This window comes from Chryseobacterium aurantiacum (assembly GCF_003020585.1).
GTDB lineage: Bacteria > Bacteroidota > Bacteroidia > Flavobacteriales > Weeksellaceae > Chryseobacterium > Chryseobacterium aurantiacum.
Genome location: NZ_PXUE01000008.1, coordinates 66,024 through 82,939 on the forward strand (window position 1 = coordinate 66,024; position 16,916 = coordinate 82,939).

The 16,916-nt window shown below is 35.5% G+C and carries 21 protein-coding genes; 15 read left to right on the plus strand and 6 right to left on the minus strand.

Annotated features, from left to right (window positions below):
- Positions 1-38 precede the first annotated feature (38 nt).
- Together C7D53_RS19985 and C7D53_RS19990 are read left to right on the plus strand one after the other, a co-directional pair.
- The gene (locus C7D53_RS19985) at positions 39-818 is read left to right on the plus strand and encodes a DUF4241 domain-containing protein (RefSeq protein WP_106918162.1); all 780 of its coding nucleotides are present in this window, start codon (positions 39-41) and stop codon (positions 816-818) included.
- 10 nt (positions 819-828) lie between these two features.
- Positions 829-1,533 carry an SMUG2 DNA glycosylase family protein gene (locus C7D53_RS19990; RefSeq protein ID WP_106918163.1) on the plus strand — a complete coding sequence of 235 codons (705 nt, stop codon included), beginning with the start codon at positions 829-831 and terminating at the stop codon, positions 1,531-1,533.
- A gap of 66 nt (positions 1,534-1,599) precedes the next feature.
- Here the strand turns inward: C7D53_RS19990 and C7D53_RS19995 are convergent, their stop codons facing one another.
- On the minus strand, positions 1,600-2,421 hold the full coding sequence (locus tag C7D53_RS19995; protein ID WP_106918164.1) for a T9SS type A sorting domain-containing protein: 822 nt from the start codon (positions 2,419-2,421) through the stop codon (positions 1,600-1,602).
- A gap of 42 nt (positions 2,422-2,463) precedes the next feature.
- Positions 2,464-3,012 carry a phage tail protein gene (locus C7D53_RS20000; protein WP_106918165.1) on the minus strand — a complete coding sequence of 183 codons (549 nt, stop codon included), beginning with the start codon at positions 3,010-3,012 and terminating at the stop codon, positions 2,464-2,466.
- Between the two features lie 259 nt (positions 3,013-3,271).
- Here C7D53_RS20000 and C7D53_RS20005 point away from each other — a divergent pair, with 259 nt between their 5' ends.
- The 9 genes from C7D53_RS20005 (at position 3,272) to C7D53_RS20045 (ending at position 9,109) form a co-directional block, all read left to right on the plus strand.
- Positions 3,272-4,036, plus strand: a complete 765-nt coding sequence (locus C7D53_RS20005; protein ID WP_106918166.1) for an enoyl-CoA hydratase/isomerase family protein — start codon at positions 3,272-3,274, stop codon at positions 4,034-4,036.
- A gap of 195 nt (positions 4,037-4,231) precedes the next feature.
- Complete coding sequence (locus C7D53_RS20010; RefSeq protein ID WP_106918167.1) at positions 4,232-4,849, plus strand: hypothetical protein; 618 nt, start codon at positions 4,232-4,234, stop codon at positions 4,847-4,849.
- 72 nt (positions 4,850-4,921) lie between these two features.
- On the plus strand, positions 4,922-5,212 hold the full coding sequence (locus tag C7D53_RS20015; RefSeq protein WP_106918168.1) for a winged helix-turn-helix domain-containing protein: 291 nt from the start codon (positions 4,922-4,924) through the stop codon (positions 5,210-5,212).
- Between the two features lie 63 nt (positions 5,213-5,275).
- A complete protein-coding gene (locus tag C7D53_RS20020) occupies positions 5,276-5,566 on the plus strand; it encodes a hypothetical protein (RefSeq protein ID WP_106918169.1) in 291 nt (96 codons plus the stop codon).
- Positions 5,567-5,633: 67 nt separating this feature from the next.
- Positions 5,634-6,119: a Coq4 family protein gene (locus tag C7D53_RS20025; protein WP_106918170.1), complete on the plus strand. Its 486-nt coding sequence runs from the start codon at positions 5,634-5,636 to the stop codon at positions 6,117-6,119.
- 7 nt (positions 6,120-6,126) lie between these two features.
- A complete protein-coding gene (locus C7D53_RS20030; protein WP_162926234.1) occupies positions 6,127-6,420 on the plus strand; it encodes a hypothetical protein in 294 nt (97 codons plus the stop codon).
- Positions 6,421-6,439: 19 nt separating this feature from the next.
- Positions 6,440-7,810 carry a DUF4153 domain-containing protein gene (locus C7D53_RS20035; protein ID WP_106918172.1) on the plus strand — a complete coding sequence of 457 codons (1,371 nt, stop codon included), beginning with the start codon at positions 6,440-6,442 and terminating at the stop codon, positions 7,808-7,810.
- A 189-nt stretch (positions 7,811-7,999) separates the two neighbouring features.
- Complete coding sequence (locus C7D53_RS20040) at positions 8,000-8,539, plus strand: hypothetical protein (RefSeq protein ID WP_106918173.1); 540 nt, start codon at positions 8,000-8,002, stop codon at positions 8,537-8,539.
- Between the two features lie 57 nt (positions 8,540-8,596).
- Positions 8,597-9,109, plus strand: a complete 513-nt coding sequence (locus tag C7D53_RS20045; RefSeq protein ID WP_106918174.1) for a hypothetical protein — start codon at positions 8,597-8,599, stop codon at positions 9,107-9,109.
- 59 nt (positions 9,110-9,168) lie between these two features.
- On the opposite strand, the gene C7D53_RS20050 is transcribed toward C7D53_RS20045, so the two are convergent.
- The 4 genes from C7D53_RS20050 to C7D53_RS20065 form a co-directional block, all read right to left on the minus strand.
- Positions 9,169-10,821 (minus strand): S8/S53 family peptidase, encoded by a 1,653-nt coding sequence (locus tag C7D53_RS20050; RefSeq protein WP_162926235.1) that lies wholly within the window; start codon positions 10,819-10,821, stop codon positions 9,169-9,171.
- A 238-nt stretch (positions 10,822-11,059) separates the two neighbouring features.
- Positions 11,060-11,656 (minus strand): hypothetical protein, encoded by a 597-nt coding sequence (locus C7D53_RS20055; protein ID WP_106918176.1) that lies wholly within the window; start codon positions 11,654-11,656, stop codon positions 11,060-11,062.
- An 11-nt stretch (positions 11,657-11,667) separates the two neighbouring features.
- Positions 11,668-12,117: a D-aminoacyl-tRNA deacylase gene (dtd, locus tag C7D53_RS20060; RefSeq protein ID WP_106918177.1), complete on the minus strand. Its 450-nt coding sequence runs from the start codon at positions 12,115-12,117 to the stop codon at positions 11,668-11,670.
- A 1-nt stretch (position 12,118) separates the two neighbouring features.
- Entirely contained in the window at positions 12,119-12,574 is a 456-nt protein-coding gene (locus C7D53_RS20065; protein ID WP_106918178.1) for a hypothetical protein, read from the minus strand.
- Positions 12,575-12,684: 110 nt separating this feature from the next.
- Here C7D53_RS20065 and greA point away from each other — a divergent pair, with 110 nt between their 5' ends.
- The 4 genes from greA to C7D53_RS20085 all read left to right on the plus strand — a co-directional run bounded on the left by greA (position 12,685) and on the right by C7D53_RS20085 (position 16,909).
- Positions 12,685-13,155 (plus strand): transcription elongation factor GreA, encoded by a 471-nt coding sequence (gene greA, locus C7D53_RS20070; protein WP_076357258.1) that lies wholly within the window; start codon positions 12,685-12,687, stop codon positions 13,153-13,155.
- 56 nt (positions 13,156-13,211) lie between these two features.
- Positions 13,212-13,601 carry an HIT family protein gene (locus C7D53_RS20075; RefSeq protein WP_106918179.1) on the plus strand — a complete coding sequence of 130 codons (390 nt, stop codon included), beginning with the start codon at positions 13,212-13,214 and terminating at the stop codon, positions 13,599-13,601.
- Positions 13,602-13,670: 69 nt separating this feature from the next.
- On the plus strand, positions 13,671-14,858 hold the full coding sequence (gene clpX / locus C7D53_RS20080) for an ATP-dependent Clp protease ATP-binding subunit ClpX (RefSeq protein ID WP_106918180.1): 1,188 nt from the start codon (positions 13,671-13,673) through the stop codon (positions 14,856-14,858).
- 74 nt (positions 14,859-14,932) lie between these two features.
- Positions 14,933-16,909 (plus strand): T9SS type A sorting domain-containing protein, encoded by a 1,977-nt coding sequence (locus C7D53_RS20085; RefSeq protein WP_106918181.1) that lies wholly within the window; start codon positions 14,933-14,935, stop codon positions 16,907-16,909.
- The last annotated feature ends 7 nt before the right edge of the window (positions 16,910-16,916 follow it).

The following is a 16,916-nucleotide window of genomic DNA, read 5'->3' on the forward strand; positions in this document are numbered from 1 at the left end:
ACTTTCATGCTTAAAATCAATCCAAAAAATATTGAACAATGAACAACAACTGGATGCAAAAATGGGAAGAAGTAAAAGACATTCTTATATCTCCCGTAGATGTAGAAGCTTATTTTACTTCAGATGAAATTATGGATCAGAAGATGGAAGTGATGGAAATAGGAAATGTTTCCCTGCCATCAGGAAAAGTAATTGTAAGGGATCCGCTGGTATATTTAAATACAAAAGAGAAACCTTATTTTGTAGAGGTCCCTAAAGGGAATTTTCCGGTAACAATTGCCGTGGTAAAACTAGAGGACTTTGGAGATCGATATGCCGCTGTAAAAGTAGAGTTTACAAAAGAAAAACCTGTTATCTATAGAGAAGCATTAATCGGAATAGAAGAGCTGGACGGTACCAATGAAGGAGAGTTTTTTGGATTTACAGTAGATGCCGGTTTAGCATGTGTTGCAGATCCGGAAGTAGTCCCATATGTAGAGAAATTTATCTCCGAGCTTGATGTAGATAATATTTATGACGATTACTTTGCAGAGCTGTTTGCAAAAAGCTATAAAGAAAATCCAAGAAACCAAAGAGATCTCGGAGACTGGATCAATTGGACGGTTCCCAATACAGAATATCAGATTCCCATATTTGCAAGTGGAATAGGAGATGGAATATATCCGGTTTACTTTGCTTATGATGGGCAGGATAAAATATGCGGACTCTATATTCACTTTATTGATATAGAATTGGAGCTATCCGAAGAGGAAGAATATGATGAAGAGGAAGACGATGATTCTTCAGATCAACCGGATAATTTTGTTGTTATAAAATAAAATACATCCAATGAATAAAACTTTTGCAGACCAGGTGATTACTTTCAATGAAAATTTGAGCTATTCGGGAGATCTTCCTGATGGGTTTGGAGTCTTGAATCCTTATTTGGATAACCCTGAAACAATGGTGGTTATGCAAAAGTTTTATCAAAAATATTACAATGATTCCAACAAAAGAAAGTTCATTGTAGGAATTAACCCCAGCCGTCACGGAGCAGGAGTTACAGGAGTTCCGTTTACCGATACCAAAAGACTAGAAAGTGCCTGTGGAATAAAAATGAAATCCGCTTATACCCATGAAGTGTCGTCAGTTTTTATGTATGACATGATTGAAGATTATGGAGGGGCAGACCTATTCTACAAAGACATTTATATCAATTCACCCTTTCCGCTGGCTATTGTAAGAAAAACAAAGAATGGGTGGCTCAATGCCAATTATTATGATGATAAAGAATTATTTGCAGCCGTAAAAGACTTTATGATAGATACCCTAAAGAAACATATCAGCCTGAACCTGGATACTTCAGAAGTTTTCATTTTGGGTAAAAAGAATGCTGAATTTATTTCAAAACTTAATAAGGAAGCAAAATTATTTGATACCATGACCGTTTTGGAACATCCAAGGTACATTCAGCAGTACAAATCCAAGGAAAAGCAACTCTATATAGACAAATACATTGTAGCACTAAAAACAAAACCCCTAAACATCAGTTAAGGGAATTGTCATTTATGAATTAGAATCTTCAAGGGGGAACAAGCACTTATTTGTGATTTGTTGATATTAGTTTTTAATAACTTTAGTAGATTCAGTTGGTGTTTTGATGTAATAAACTCCTTTTGGAAATTCTGAAACATCCATTTTATTTATGCCTTTCTGGGTTTGGATGCTTTTCAGCAATTTACCATCCTGATTATAAATTTTTGCTTCTGTACCTTTCTCTGTTGTTAAAGAAAGCGGACCATTGGTTGGGTTAGGATAAATAGTAAGTTCTTTTTGAGAAACTTTGGTTTCAGATGTACCCAATACGACACCGCTGTCTTTTACCCATGTGAAGGCATCAACTCCCATGTAATAATAATTACCACCTAATGTTAATTGTAGCTCATCTATAATGATGTTTGAATAATTCATGCCATTCAAGTTAGTAAGATCAATAAGAGTATAGCCATTGGTAGTACCTAATGATGTTGCAAAATTATTGCTTTTTATACTGGAAAACTTTGTAATTCCGTTTAGTTTTCCTGTTACCGTAAGGCTTCCTGTAACATTTTGGTTATTATATTGATTAGCTACAAAGATCCAAAATTTGTTTGTCTTAAATAAATTTGAAGTAGTCCTTATACTGAATGAAGGATTAGCTGTACCTACACCAAGAGTATTATCAATGTATCTGTTGTCAGGTGCTGTTCCATTCCACCCTGTTCCGGGAAAAGTAACAATTTCAAATGTAGACACATGGGAAGTAATATTGAATATCACCCCATTATCTGTGAAGCTATGACTTCCAGTAGATTCTGTCTCAAATTGCTCTGTACTAGTCTGCCCAAATGACAAAATTGAAATGAGTAGACTACAAATGGTTAAAAAAGTAGTGCTTTTCATGATTTCTGATTTTAAATTAGGTTATGGTTATTGTCCAAAGTATTAATCTCGTGGAGGATAAATTCCTTCAACACAGATAATATAGTTTAATCCAAGATAAGGAGGCATATTATTCATAGGTAGATTCTGTCCGGTGAAAGTAATAGACTTACCATTGATGGTCATATCAGGATCAGCGTCTATAAAACTTGGGACCGGTGTAAAGACTCTTCCGTTCGGTGTTCCCGTAATACCAATAGATGATAGAGCTGTTGGTGTTACACTGTTAGAATTTTGATTAGCTACCTTAAGTTGAAAACCAGCTCCAATGCTCGGAAGGTTTGATGTCAAAATAGTAGTTTGTGTTGTTCCTGCTACAATTCCCAATGGATAATTTTCGTTTGAAGATACAGTTCCTGCTCCCAGAGCCATTTTTCCTTTAAGGTTGGGAAGAGCAAATGTTGTTCTGCCATCACCACCATATGTAGTTCCTAAAATTGAAAATACAGCTGAGTAGTTAGCAATGCTAAGTAGCCTTCCGTCACAGAACATCCACCCTCTTGGTGCAAAATTTCCTGCAAATAACTTAATGATTCCAATGTATTCGTCCATAGTAGATAATTTTTAATCTTTAATTGTTTATTTCTTAGTCCAAAGGAACAACTAAAACGAAAACAGCACTAGAGTAGAAAATACCAAATTGAGCATTCCGTATTTCTACGTATAAGGATTTATATACTCCTTGCATTCATCTTCCCTATTCATTTTCAATAATGTGAATTTTTAAACATTTTCTATAGAATTTACCTCCCTTAAGTTTCTCTAAACGCACTGTATTTAGTATTTTTGTAAGAATCCAATAAAAATTAAAATGAACGAATTCGTAGCATCAGAAATTAAAAATAATATTGCCGAAATCACTTTCGGAACCCCAAAAAGCAATGCCCTTCCCGGAGCAATTTTAGAAAAACTGGCTCAAACCATCTTAGAAGAAGGAGCTAAAGATGAGGTAAAGGCTATTCTAGTAAAAAGTGAAGGCGAAAAAGCGTTCTGCGCCGGGGCAAGTTTTGATGAGCTTCTGGCAATTGAAGAATTAGAAGCTTCTACAAAGTTCTTCGGAGGCTTTGCAAAAGTTCTTAATGCCATGAGAAACTGCGGAAAAATTGTTGTGGTAAGAGTTCAGGGAAAAACAACTGGAGGTGGAGTAGGAATTGCATGCGGTGCAGATTACTGCTTTGCTACAAAAGATTCTGCATTAGCACTTACAGAGATTAACCTTGGTATTGGACCTTTTGTAATAGGACCTTACGTAGAAAGAAAGATTGGTAAATCACAATTCTCTGCAATGGCAATTGATGCTGACTTCAGATCTGCTGAATGGGCAGAACAACACAATGTTTATCATTCTGTTTCAGACAATATTCAGGAAATGGATGAAAAGCTGGAGAAATTCTTACAGACATTGGCTTCAAGAAGTAGTGATGCTCTAGCATTAATCAAGAAAGTTTCCTGGGAAGGAACAGATCACTTCAATGAATTGATGCCCACAAGAATTCACATGAGTGCAAGCCTTATTCTGGAAGATTCCGCCAAGAAAAACATTGGAGCAATCAAAGAAAGACTGAGAGCAAAATAATAATCAGATTCTTTTAAATATACAGCCGTTGACTCGTTCAGCGGCTTTTTTTGTAAGTAAGAAACAAGTAAATAGCTTTTGAATACCAGTTTCATTGATGTTTTTCTGAATTAAGAAGAGCATCAGAAGAAATAATTAAAAAAAATATTTGTTGATTAAAAAAAAATTATAACTTTGTAATTCAAAGTTCTTTTTATGGATGTTAAAAATTATCACGAAGACTTATCCCATATTCGTTCCATGATGGAGCGCTCCTCCAGGTTTATTTCATTGAGTGGGCTATCCGGAGTAGCTGCCGGAGTGGTTGCTCTTTTGGGTGCCGGATATGCATACTATGCTATGGAAAGTAAGAAAGTGAGCTATATAAACGGAGCCAGACTTACTTTTACTCCTGATTTAGTTCAGGAACTGGTAGTCATAGGACTTATAGTTTTGGTAATGGCTGTTTTTTGCGGATATATTTTTACAGCCAATAAAAGCAAAAAGAAAGGGTTGAAGATCTGGGATGCCACTACAAAGCGACTTTTGGTTACCTTTGCAGTCCCATTAGCAGCGGGGGGAATCTTCTGTTCAGCACTTATTTTCCACCATTTAATAGTATGGGTTGCTCCAACCACATTGGTTTTCTATGGATTAGGTTTGATAAGTGCTGAAAGATATACATTACCAGACGTAAAATATCTGGGATACTGTGAAGTCACCCTAGGATTGTTTTCCCTGTTTTTTCTAGGTTGGGGACTTGTATTTTGGTCAGTAGGTTTTGGTGTGTTGCACATCGTTTACGGATTGATCATGCACAGAAAATATAAATAAAAATTAACTTTGCAGCTCCTTAGGTTCTATTCTCCGTAATCTGCTCCTAGTAGCTGCTACCTATTACTTATTATGATCAAGATCAGTCAACTCAATAAAGAATTTGAAAGCCGTGTAAGATTGGGCATTATGTCCGTTCTTATGGTCAACGATTGGGTTGATTTTTCGGAGATGAAAGCACTACTGGAAATTACAGATGGTAATTTGGCCAGTCACAGCAATGCCCTGGAGAAAGTAGGATATATTGAAGTGAAGAAAGAATTTGTAGGGAAGAAGCCTAAAACATCTTATCGAGTCACACAAAGCGGTAGGCAGGCATTTACCGATCATCTGGATGCACTGGAAAAATTATTGGGGCGGTAGTCCTATATTTTTTTGAAAATTTACTTTGAAATACAAAGTACTTTATAATATGAAAATTAAAAAATGATGACACAAAAACAAAAAACACTTGCAATTTATGCTCTTCCATTGGCTTTGCTATGCATACCATTGCTGGGGAATGTATTTTCTAAAGAAGTAAACTGGACGACTTCAGATTTCCTGATTGCCGGAGCTCTTCTTTTTACAACCGCTTTTTTGATCAACCTGGTCAGAAGCAGAATAAAAAAACAAAGTCAGAGAATTCTGATCTCTATTTTTATTTTACTGGTATTTGCACTGATTTGGATCGAAATCGCAGTAGGAATTTTCGGAAGCCTGTTTGCGGGAAGCTAACCTCCTTGCCGGCTATTATTTAGCATTCAATAGAATAAAATAAAATCTGTTTTCAAATAATTACATTATGAAAAAAATACGCGTCCAGTTTCTGCTTTTTGTGTATGATAAAACCCAGAAATTATACAGAAAATACTTTAAAAAGAAAAAAAGACAATGGCAGTTTAATGAAAAACAGCTGTTAGAGTTTCAGGAAGACTCATTGGGAAGAAAACTTGGTGAATTTTACCATAAGCATGGATTCTCAATGATCCCGAAGATGGAAAACCATGATGTTCATCACCTGATTACCGGTTGTGGAACTAATTTCGAAGACGAAATTGCCATGCAATATCTATTGCTGGGAAATGGCAAACTAAATGCCCATCTTTTAGCTGCTATCGTTTTGGGAACATTTATTCTGCCTGAATATGTGAAAATTTATATCAAAGCCTACAAAAAAGGACAAAATATGCGTGAATTTCATCAGTGGGACTTTGAAAGCTTATTGTGGCAGAACTTTGATCATCTGAAAGACTTTATTCAACAAAAAGATACGGTTGTACTCCATTAAATATCATATGGAAAATATTAAGTTCAGTTTAACAGGGAAGTATACATTCCTTATCTCATTTGTACTGGGAACATTGTTGTTTCTTACGTTTCTGATTGTTCGTAATGAATTTCTTTTACTGCTTGGCTTTGCCTATGTGATGATTGCCATAATAGTAAATCTGATCATTCTTTTGTATGAATTAGGCATCTACCTTAACGATATTTCTGAAAAAAAAGCTTCCGGAAACTCAGCGCTTCTTTTGCTTTTAAATATTCCCATTGCTTCAATATATCTTCTCATTCTTTTTAGTTTTTTCTAATTATTTAATTCTTTAAAACATGAAAACACATCACTATATATTTCTTACAACAGCCCTATTTGTCATTCTGTTCTATGATCAGGACCTAGGGCTGAATCTTGGTATCTTGGGAATTCTGTACGCAGTTTTGACCTTTTTTAAAACAATTGAAAAAAATAAAACCAGAACATTCTACATTCTTACTGCTACAAGTATCCTCTCAAGTATAGCTTTTGCTTGGTATGGAGACTTTCCATCCTTTCTGGCGGTGGCAAGCTCCCTTCTTTTGCTTGCTTATAAATCGAAAAACAGAAGAATGAAGATCCTTTTTCTTATTCCTGTCTTTATTGTGAACTGCTGTACTTCCATCTGCCGGATCTTTATGCTGGATGATTGGCTTCCCAAAGGAAATGTTTCAGGGTTGTGGCAAAAAATTATGGCTTTCGTACTGATTCCTGTACTGCTTTTATCCGTCTTCTTTGGAATTTACGCAACAGGAAGCAATCACTTTGCGGCCCTGTTTACAGATTATGAACTTGATCTTAATCTTTGGCAGGTGTTATGCCTTACCGTTTTAGGATTTTTCATTGCCTTTAATTACTGGAATCACGCTGTTGAAAAGCTCATATATAAAAACAATCATTTTCTGGATAATGACTTTCAAAAAGAGGTTCAGACTCCAAAGGCAACCTATTCATTCCTTGATCTTGATGCAGAAAGAATAAGTGGAATTGTATCTTTCTTTTCCTTGAATATTTTATTGATCTTTTTCATCGCTACCTATAACTATGAGCAGTTTTATGAAGTTTCTAAAACACCGGTTCAGCTATCAGAGGAAACCCATGAAAGGGTAAACGCCGTGATCCTGTCTATAATAATGGCTATTTTGGTTATTATGTTCTACTTTAAATCTGGTTTTAACTTTGATCCTAAGGCAAAGCTGATGAAAATTTTGGCTAAGATCTGGATCTTCCTTAATGCGGTTTTGATATTATCCGCAGCTGTGAAAAACTATGAATATATTGTTAATTATGCTTTTACTTATAAAAGACTCGGTGTATTTGCCTTTCTACTTCTGTCATTGATTGGGCTTGGACTTACTTATATTAAAATTCAAAAAAGAAAACGTAATGCATTTCTTTTTAATACGATGGTCTGGTATTTTTATATAATTATTTTAGTGTGCAGCTATATCAATTGGGGTGGTTTTATTATTTCTCAGAATATGAAGCGTAAAAACTTTGACGTTAGTTATCATTTTGATACGGTCAACTTTAGTGAAAAGGAACTTTTAAAATATGCGGAAGAAAAAAATGATCTGAAGCTTAAGAAGGCTCTTCAGAACAAGATTAAAAACGAAAAGACAAAAACCCTTCTTTCAAAGATTGGTTATTATGAAACCATCAAATAACAGAAAAATAGGATGAAAAACTTAATCCAATCCCAAAGGTTTAAAGTGAATCACATTTAAATTGATTAAAAACAGTAATGAAAAGATAATTCCGTAAAAAAAGTAAGACCTTTAAAAGAGTTGGAACAATTTTCGCACTTAAAAAGGACTTAACAGAATGCTGTATTCACATTCTTAAAATTAATTATTATGAAAAAAAGCTTATTGTTAATTCCATTGATTATTATTTCATGTAAAAAGGATCCTGCAGTGACGGATGTATCCTCAAAAGATTCTGCAGCGGTAACAGAAATGCCGGATTCTGTTTATAAGACAGATTCTGCTGTATTGAGAACAAGAGATTCAATTATTAACAATGCTCCCGCTACCAAAGAAGTTTTGCGTAAAGGAGTGATGAGAAATGAAAAAGAGGGACAAATTGTAAGAACAGCAGATGCTTCCCAGCTTCCGTTTACATTAGGTGAAGAGTTTACAAAAGATGATCAGGAACTTGTTTTAAAGCTTACCAATTTTGATCAGCCCAATATAAAAGCGAAAATTTCAACCAAGGAAAAAGAATTTAATATCAGGTTCAACCAGATTAAGCTTCCCAACGGAAACTACGATGGGCCTTTCGGAAGAGACATTACTTATGAAGTTCCGGGAAAAGGAGAGGTTTGGTTGATTATCGGGAAAAGTAATATGGCTTCGGGAAATACCAAGGGCCACTTTACAGTAAGTGTAGAGTAGGATTAACCAATTTGGTACAATTTCTGCAAACTATACTCAAAGTTTAAATTTAATATTATGAAAAATATAGTTCTAACAGCAATGGCCGCTTCAGCTGTACTTGTAAGTTGCGGAACCGTACAATCGCTGGTTCAGAATACATTTCCATACACAGCAAATGTTTTAGTTTCAACAGGAGTACCTGCTGACAAGGAAGTTTCTTCTACAGCTACTGCTACCAATGTGCAAACATGGTTTGGAGGAAATAATAATGCAAAAATCAAGGATGTGAGAATTTCTGAAGCCAAGATCTCTGTAGCTTCTCCATCAGGTGGAAATTTAAGCGCATTTAAGTCCGTTAAAATATATGTTTCATCCAATGGAACAGGAGAAAGGCTTATTGCATCACGCTCCAATATGGCCAATAATTCTTCCAGCTTAAATCTGGATTTGAATGATACCGGATTTTTGGATGAAATTGTAAAAAGCTCAGGACTTACCGTAAGAACTGTTTATGAACTGAAAAATCAAACAACTTCAGACATGAACATTAAAGTTGCCCTTAACTTCAGCAGCGTTCCTGCGAAGTAATTTTATAAATGTTTATTAAGAGAAACACCTTTCAGCATGCTGAAAGGTGTTTTTTTACATTATAGCTTAGTGAATTTTTCAACCACTCTTCTTTGTCCCTCATTAATATTGATGATGTACTGACCTGCCGGCAGATGAGAAACATTAATCTTTTCATCCGACGAAACAGTACTTTTTATAACCGATCTTCCATACATATTGAAGATTTCAATATCCAGTTTTTTATTTTCAGTATTTTGAATGGCAATAGAACTGCTGGACGGATTCGGATAGATTTTTACCTCTAGTGGAGCTAGTGTTTTCACAGGAGTCACAAATTTGCTTTCCAATTGTAATATAGCATTTTTTACATTCGGAAGCGGACCTATCTTTTTATTAACATCTGTACCACCCTGAGGAATTCCTGTAGAAACCAAAAGATTTTTCATGGCAGCCGGACTTAAGTATTGTCCCGTAGTCTGACGGTAAAAAGACTGAACCAGCACGGCAGCAGAAGCTACTGTAGGAGTTGCTGAACTCGTTCCACTGAAATAATTATAAGTTCTGTTGTTATCATTGTCATACTTCTGGTAAGAACCATATCCTGCTGCCAGAACACTGCTTCCCCATCCCTGTACATCAACTCTGCTTCCAAATGTACTGAAGCTTTGCTTAGAATGGGTTGTATTAGGAGTTCCGGCCCCTACAATAATAGCACCGCTATTCCCTCTTGCTCTATAGGCTGCATAAAAAGGATCATCCAGATCCTGGTTTCCATTACCTGCCGCTGCAACAATAATAATCCCTGAATCTGTCGCTGCTTTTGTAAGATCCCAAATCACGCTGTCATACTCAGCAGGACAATATTGGCCGTCTTTTCCACCTGTCTGCATTTCATACAAAATGATGTCTCCGGCCTGAGATGCATTGATGGATCTGCTTACCGCCGATGCTCTGTTGTAACCAACAGTTGTCCATTCCATATATCCCTTTATTTCTGAAGCATTATAAACAGCGCCCGTAAGTCCGATATTATCTTTTATAGATCCTAGAATACTTACCACAGCCGTTCCATGATCTCTATAGTTGTTATTTGATAACCCGGAATTAGGTGTGTATCCAGGCTCCAATTGTATAGAATTTTGGTTAGAAAGCATTTCATGAGTTTTATAAAAACCATATTCCACATCGCGGATTTTGATGTTTTGCCCTGTAACTCCTCTTGACCATGCATACTTTGCATTGATTCCCGGATTGTCATTCAGGTAGGTTTGCAGGCTTTCAAGATCGGGAGTAGCTACAAACATATTAACTACAGGAGGTTCAATAGGTGTACCGCTCATTACAGATACATATTCTATTTCAGGAAATCTTTCCAGAGTTTGGATAAGCTTTTGGGCGGCTTCATTATTCTGTAGTGGAAGATTCGCTTTAAATATTCTTTTCAGTTTTTGAACAGACTCTCCGGAGTTTCCATTCATCTTACTGCTTTCCATCATTTCATTGATTTTTTTGTCACTGAAACCAAGATCATAGGTAAATGAAATTCCATTTTCCCGAGCAAATTTTTCCAAATCCGAATTTTTACTGAATGCTGCTTTCTCAGATTCAATATCCTTTGAAAAGCATACATAAATTACATCACTTTGATGATCGCGGCCATATTGCGCCTGACCGAAAGAAAAGAAGAAACAAAACACTAAGAGTGTAGAAAATTTAAATTTTGTTTTCATAATATTTTTGTTAAATGGTTGAGAATAAGTTTGGATAATCTCAAAATTAATAATAAAATAAAAACAAATCACATTTTTGTGAATTTATTTTTCAAACCTTGTGTTTTAGCATTTCACAGATGATTTATTTGAATATGAGAAAGGCAAATGATGCCTTTTTGATTGATTCCATGACAAAAAATACCTTTCAACATCATTGAAAGGTATTCTTAGATTAGGAAAAAATAGAGATCTGATCTTATAAATCATCAAACCAATCTTCTTTATTTTTATGATAGAAAATCTTCTTTTTATTCAATATCTGATATTCAATTCCCATACTGTCTTTACTTACACTAATGAGCTTTGCGCTTCGGATCGGATTGTTATCCGCCATTGCAGGGCTATCCGGTGTAATTTCGAAAATATCTTCAATAATTTTTCTGTAATGGGTTGTATAGACTGGCTTTTCAAGGATTCCTACCTTTTTATACACTGTAACCTGTGGCTTGGATAAAGCCCCGGGACGGCCACTTTCAATCCTGTAAACATCATCCAGCTGAATTCGCTGATAATTGTCGTAAGTTGAGAAATAATTTACAATCATAAAAAAAGGAATCATCATTGGTAAAATGCTCAGAATAATACCCAATACCAAAAGACTAAAGTAAGCCTTAATTACTTTTTTCTTCCAAAACCAAATGATGATAAAAACAGTCATTGCCAACCAAACCCAGTTGATAATTTTATCCGTAAAATATCCGGAATAACTGTATTTATTAAAGATTAAAACAATCTCACTCAGGAAAATTAAGCTGACAACTACATATGCAATTATTATATTTCTGTTTCTCATTTGTTTGTAAATCAGCTTTTTGTAATTGAATCCATAACAATGGTAACGGGGCCGTCATTAATTAAGGAAACCTTCATGTCTGCTCCGAAAATTCCGCTTTCAGTCTTCAGTCCTGATTGTGCTATTTCTGCTTTAAAGTAATCAAACAGAGGGATGGCTTTATCCGGCTTAGCTGCTTTGATGAAAGAGGGGCGATTGCCTTTTTTGTAATCTGCAATCAATGTAAACTGACTGATGCACAGAATCTCTCCTGAAATATCCTTTACCGAAAGATTGAGTTTATCATCTTCATCTCCAAAGATTCTGAGGTTTATTACTTTTTGTACCAGCCAGTCAGCATCTGTCTTTTCATCATTCTCATCAATGCCTACCAGTAGCATTAAGCCTTTACCAATTTCACCAACTATTTTTCCGTCTACTTTTACACTGGCTTCTGAGACTCTTTGTATAACGATCTTCATTTTAGTAATATATATTTAAAACCTTGGTTACAGGATCAAAGTTATAAAGATAGGTTTTAGGAGGAAGAGAAGTTTGGGAACCAGATTGAGGTTCACCGGTTCTTAGGATCCATCTTGTATTGTCCTTGGGACATAAAATCGCGATATTGTCCTTTACCTCAAGTGTTGTATTGTTGTCAGGACATAGATGAGGTGCGTTTCTATCATAGACTTTGAAGCCATTCCCCACACGTACAACAATCAATCCCCTTGTTCCTGCTTGCTGCTCGTTCACATAAACCCAGCCATTATCATAGGTCAGAGCATTGTATGCAGGGAGGTTCAGATTAAGCGTAACGTTAATAGGGTTGTTGGGAAAGCAGCTTACAGTATCTTCTCTGCTCCCGCATGAATTTATAGATAAATTACTGAAAATCAATAAAATGAAAATAGATAGTATCGAAAAAGTTTTTTTCATTTCAATTTAAATTTTTATATATTTGTAAAAATTAAACGATTATAACACGTAAAACATTGTCCGGCAAATGTCGGATTATTTTTTTATACTAAAACTAAATTTTGAAAATTATGGCAAGCTATGTAACAAAGGAGGGCCTAGAGAAAATGAAAGCTGAGCTGGAACAGTTGGAAACTGTGGAGAGACCAAAAATTACTCAGCAGATCGCAGAGGCAAGAGACAAAGGAGATTTGTCTGAAAATGCAGAGTATGATGCGGCTAAAGAGGCTCAGGGGATGCTTGAAATGAGAATTTCTAAGCTGAAAGATGTTATCTCAACTTCTAAAATTATAGACGAAAGCCAATTAGATACTTCAAAAGTTTCAATCCTGACAACGGTGAAGCTTAAAAACAATGCGACTAAACAAGAGCAGGTATTTAAATTGGTACCGGATAATGAAAGTGACCTTAAAACAGGGAAGATTTCTGTAAACACACCGATCGCAAAAGGTCTGTTAGGGAAAGCTATTGGCGAAACGGCAGAAATTACCTTACCAAACGGTAATAAGCTTTCATTCGAAGTATTAGACATTTCTCTATAGTCTGGTAGATCCCTTTTATTTCTAACTTCTAATATATAACCTCTAACTTCTGATAAATGAGCACTATATTCACAAAAATCATCAATGGCGAAATTCCCTCCTATAAAATTGCAGAGGATGAAAACTTTATCGCATTTTTAGACGCAATGCCTTTGGTGAAAGGACACACTTTAGTAGTTCCTAAAAAAGAAGTGGATTTGATTTTTGATCTTGAAAGTGAAGAATACAAAAACCTTTGGGGATTTGCCCAAGAGGTAGCCAAGAAGATCAAAACTGCAGTTCCATGTGTAAGAGTTGGAGTGGCGGTTGTAGGACTTGAAGTTCCTCATGCCCACATTCATCTTATTCCTTTAAACAAGATAGAGGACATGAACTTTAGAAATGAAAGATTAAAATTAACGAACGAAGAATATACAGAGATTCAAAACTCAATTATTAATTCTTAAAACACAGAAAATCGTAAAAAAGAAATTTTTTACGATTTTCTTTAACATATACATATATTATTATCTCATATGAATTCAAACCAGTGTTCTTTCTGCGGCAGAAAAAGAAATGAAGTACAGATGTTGATTTCCGGGCAGAACGGTTTTATTTGTGAAAATTGTATAGAGCAGGCACATACTATTGTAAAAGACAGTGCCTCCAAATCAGGATATTCGCCTGCAGACAATATGGAAGACCTTAAAAAACCAAAAGAAATCAAGGTATTTCTGGACCAATACGTTATTGGTCAGGACCAAGCAAAGAAACAGCTTTCAATTGCTGTATACAACCACTATAAAAGATTGCTTCATGCCCAGGATGAAAACAGGGAGGTAGAGCTTGAAAAGTCAAATATCATTATGATAGGAGAGACAGGGACCGGAAAAACCCTGTTGGCAAAAACTATTGCCAGAGAACTTAATGTTCCTTTCTGTATTGTGGATGCAACTATTTTAACAGAGGCCGGATATGTAGGGGAAGATGTTGAAAGTATCCTTTCAAGACTATTGATGGTAGCGGACTATGATGTGGAAAAAGCAGAAAAAGGAATTGTCTTTATTGACGAAATCGATAAAATTGCCAGAAAATCTGATAATCCAAGTATTACAAGAGACGTTTCCGGAGAAGGAGTGCAGCAGGGGCTGCTGAAGTTATTGGAAGGAAGCATTGTAAATGTTCCGCCTCAAGGAGGAAGAAAGCATCCTGACCAAAAGTATATTCAGGTGAATACCCAAAACATCCTTTTTATTGCAGGAGGTGCTTTTGACGGAATCAAGGAAATTATTGAAAGAAGAATGAACAAGCAGGCGATTGGTTTCAGTTCTGAAAAAATCAATAAGACAGATGAAGAAGAATATGTATTAACAAATATTAATGCAATAGATCTTCGTTCTTTCGGATTAATTCCTGAACTTTTAGGAAGATTTCCAATCATTACTTATCTCGATAAACTTACGAAAGAAACGTTAGTAAGAATTATGAAAGAGCCTAAAAACTCAATCGTAAATCAATTTGTGGAACTTTTCAAAATGGATGGCACAGATTTGGTTATTACAGACGGTGCAATTGAAAGAATTGTAGAAGAAACAATCGAAAAAGGATTAGGAGCAAGAGGTCTAAGAGGGACCACCGAAAAGGTCTTAGAAGACTATATGTTTTCAATAGGAGAGGAAAAAAAGATTGTATTAACAGAAGATAATATTTTGATTAATAGATAAAAAAGTTTTTTTTTAAAGAAAAAAATAATACCTTTGCGGGTGAAGATTGTATTAACACACAAATAATTTATACAATGAGAAAAAGTTTATTTGCTATAGGTCTTTTAGCAATTAGTTACTCTGTTCAGGCGCAGATACTATGTCATGTTGACACTAATGCTAATATGTATGTGAGCGAAAACACCCTAGTTTATAGTGGTGGAGGTGTACAAACAAGAGGTAATGGTCTTTTGGACGTACATGGAAATATCATGATTGTAGGATCTGGTACAGATGCTCTTAAAACAATCGATGCCGGCGGGGCTGATAAAACCGACGGTGGAAATATTGTTCTAAGGCTAAATACTCCTGCTACTTATGCTAGTTCCACGTACGGTCAGTTGTATATCGATGGATTATCCCAGTCCAATATTACAGGTGTCGTAAGTAAGGAATACCTTACCGATAAGCATGGTACAGGTAATTATTTCCAACAAGTTGCCCTTCCTTTCTTTGGAAAGGCTTACAATTCATTATCAACAGAATTAGGTAAAACATTTGGTGTTGTAAGAAACATCCAAAACCCTGGTAATGTAAATAATGATTTGATCTTACAATGGAATAATCTCCAGGCTAAATCTGATCATGTTACAAATTTGGCAACCACAACAAGCAACAGTACGGGATATTATATGTTAGGTTCTAGAAATAACAACCTAAACACAAATACTCCACCTGCATCAGCTACTGTTTACACTTTGAACGGTAAGCCATATGCTGCTCTTGCCACTCCTGTAAATTTACAGAACGGAGGAAATGTTTATTTCGGTCCTAATGGTAATGGAGCAAACAGTTATGGGGAAGCCTATAACTCTTACCTTCAAGATCAGTTTGATCTTCCTAACGGAGAGTGGAACCCTACGTACGGTAAAAATATTTACCAATTCGGAAACCCGTTTTTCACAAACCTAGATCTTTCAAAGATTGGTTTTATTGAAAGCGGAACCGTTACAGATGGTAATAATATTACTAATCTTATGGGGGTTGAGTATACAGCAGGAAATGTTGTTACGTTGGCTAATGGATATACCTACACTACTGGTGCATTAAAGCAAACATTTAATTTAGATGGAACTCCTGTTGGAGATATTGGATTAATCATTAAGCCAATGCAGCCATTTATTATAAAGCTTAGAGATAACTCAGCGCAGACTCTGAACTTTAATACCCTTAGAAGATTTAAGGATGTAGTGAGAGCCAATGGAACTGACTATAATGTAAATGCTGCTAGAGTTAGCAACAAATCAAACGCAACAAGTGTTAAACAGCTTGGTGTTATTGGTCTTGATGCAAGTGGTAATGAAATTGGAAGAACTTACTATGTGGTTTCTCCTACAGCTACTACTGGGCACCAGATTTCTATTGCAACTACAGTGCAGGCAGCTGCAAGTTCAACAAATCCAATTGGTACATTTGAAGAAGCTTTAAATGGTGGATACGACCCTAATTACAATGCTAAATATTGGCTATATATTAATGAAGCCAATGAAAGTAACTTCTTAGGAAAAGATGTATTACTATACAACTTTGATTATAGTAAGCCAGATAAGAAAATTGTTTCTTATAAATTTGAAATTAGAGAAAACGCTAATCTAATTCCTGCCGGGGTACATGCCTTGTCTTCAGGAACAGGATTCTTCTATAAAGCTTCAAACGGTACAGTACAAGAAGCAAAACAAGGAGATGTAATTCCTGTAAGTTCAAAGTCATATAACTTATATTACGGAGCGCCGGATAAAGGTTCTCTTGCAACTAAGGAAACAGGAGCGCTTTCAAGAACGATGGTTGTTTACAACCCTGCAATTAGCAATTATATAGTAAGATTTGATCCAGATTGGAGAAAAGCAGATATTGAAGTTTATGATATGAGTGGTAAACTTATTATCTCTAAAAAATCAGTTGATGCATCTAGGGACTTCGTAATTGAACTTGATGGTTCAGTGAAGAGTTCTTACATTGTAAAAGTGGTTTCGGATAAAGGAGTAATAGTTAATACCAAAATCTTAAAATAAAAATTAA

Bases quoted from the DNA above. Each gene is read 5' to 3' on its own strand.
- C7D53_RS19985 (WP_106918162.1), top strand. From the start codon at position 39: ATGAACAACAACTGGATGCAAAAATGGGAAGAAGTAAAAGACATTCTT.
- C7D53_RS19990 (WP_106918163.1), top strand. From the start codon at position 829: ATGAATAAAACTTTTGCAGACCAGGTGATTACTTTCAATGAAAATTTG.
- C7D53_RS19995 (WP_106918164.1), bottom strand. From the start codon at position 2,421: ATGAAAAGCACTACTTTTTTAACCATTTGTAGTCTACTCATTTCAATT.
- C7D53_RS20000 (WP_106918165.1), bottom strand. From the start codon at position 3,012: ATGGACGAATACATTGGAATCATTAAGTTATTTGCAGGAAATTTTGCA.
- C7D53_RS20005 (WP_106918166.1), top strand. From the start codon at position 3,272: ATGAACGAATTCGTAGCATCAGAAATTAAAAATAATATTGCCGAAATC.
- C7D53_RS20010 (WP_106918167.1), top strand. From the start codon at position 4,232: ATGGATGTTAAAAATTATCACGAAGACTTATCCCATATTCGTTCCATG.
- C7D53_RS20015 (WP_106918168.1), top strand. From the start codon at position 4,922: ATGATCAAGATCAGTCAACTCAATAAAGAATTTGAAAGCCGTGTAAGA.
- C7D53_RS20020 (WP_106918169.1), top strand. From the start codon at position 5,276: ATGATGACACAAAAACAAAAAACACTTGCAATTTATGCTCTTCCATTG.
- C7D53_RS20025 (WP_106918170.1), top strand. From the start codon at position 5,634: ATGAAAAAAATACGCGTCCAGTTTCTGCTTTTTGTGTATGATAAAACC.
- C7D53_RS20030 (WP_162926234.1), top strand. From the start codon at position 6,127: ATGGAAAATATTAAGTTCAGTTTAACAGGGAAGTATACATTCCTTATC.
- C7D53_RS20035 (WP_106918172.1), top strand. From the start codon at position 6,440: ATGAAAACACATCACTATATATTTCTTACAACAGCCCTATTTGTCATT.
- C7D53_RS20040 (WP_106918173.1), top strand. From the start codon at position 8,000: ATGAAAAAAAGCTTATTGTTAATTCCATTGATTATTATTTCATGTAAA.
- C7D53_RS20045 (WP_106918174.1), top strand. From the start codon at position 8,597: ATGAAAAATATAGTTCTAACAGCAATGGCCGCTTCAGCTGTACTTGTA.
- C7D53_RS20050 (WP_162926235.1), bottom strand. From the start codon at position 10,821: ATGAAAACAAAATTTAAATTTTCTACACTCTTAGTGTTTTGTTTCTTC.
- C7D53_RS20055 (WP_106918176.1), bottom strand. From the start codon at position 11,656: ATGAGAAACAGAAATATAATAATTGCATATGTAGTTGTCAGCTTAATT.
- dtd (WP_106918177.1), bottom strand. From the start codon at position 12,117: ATGAAGATCGTTATACAAAGAGTCTCAGAAGCCAGTGTAAAAGTAGAC.
- C7D53_RS20065 (WP_106918178.1), bottom strand. From the start codon at position 12,574: ATGAAAAAAACTTTTTCGATACTATCTATTTTCATTTTATTGATTTTC.
- greA (WP_076357258.1), top strand. From the start codon at position 12,685: ATGGCAAGCTATGTAACAAAGGAGGGCCTAGAGAAAATGAAAGCTGAG.
- C7D53_RS20075 (WP_106918179.1), top strand. From the start codon at position 13,212: ATGAGCACTATATTCACAAAAATCATCAATGGCGAAATTCCCTCCTAT.
- clpX (WP_106918180.1), top strand. From the start codon at position 13,671: ATGAATTCAAACCAGTGTTCTTTCTGCGGCAGAAAAAGAAATGAAGTA.
- C7D53_RS20085 (WP_106918181.1), top strand. From the start codon at position 14,933: ATGAGAAAAAGTTTATTTGCTATAGGTCTTTTAGCAATTAGTTACTCT.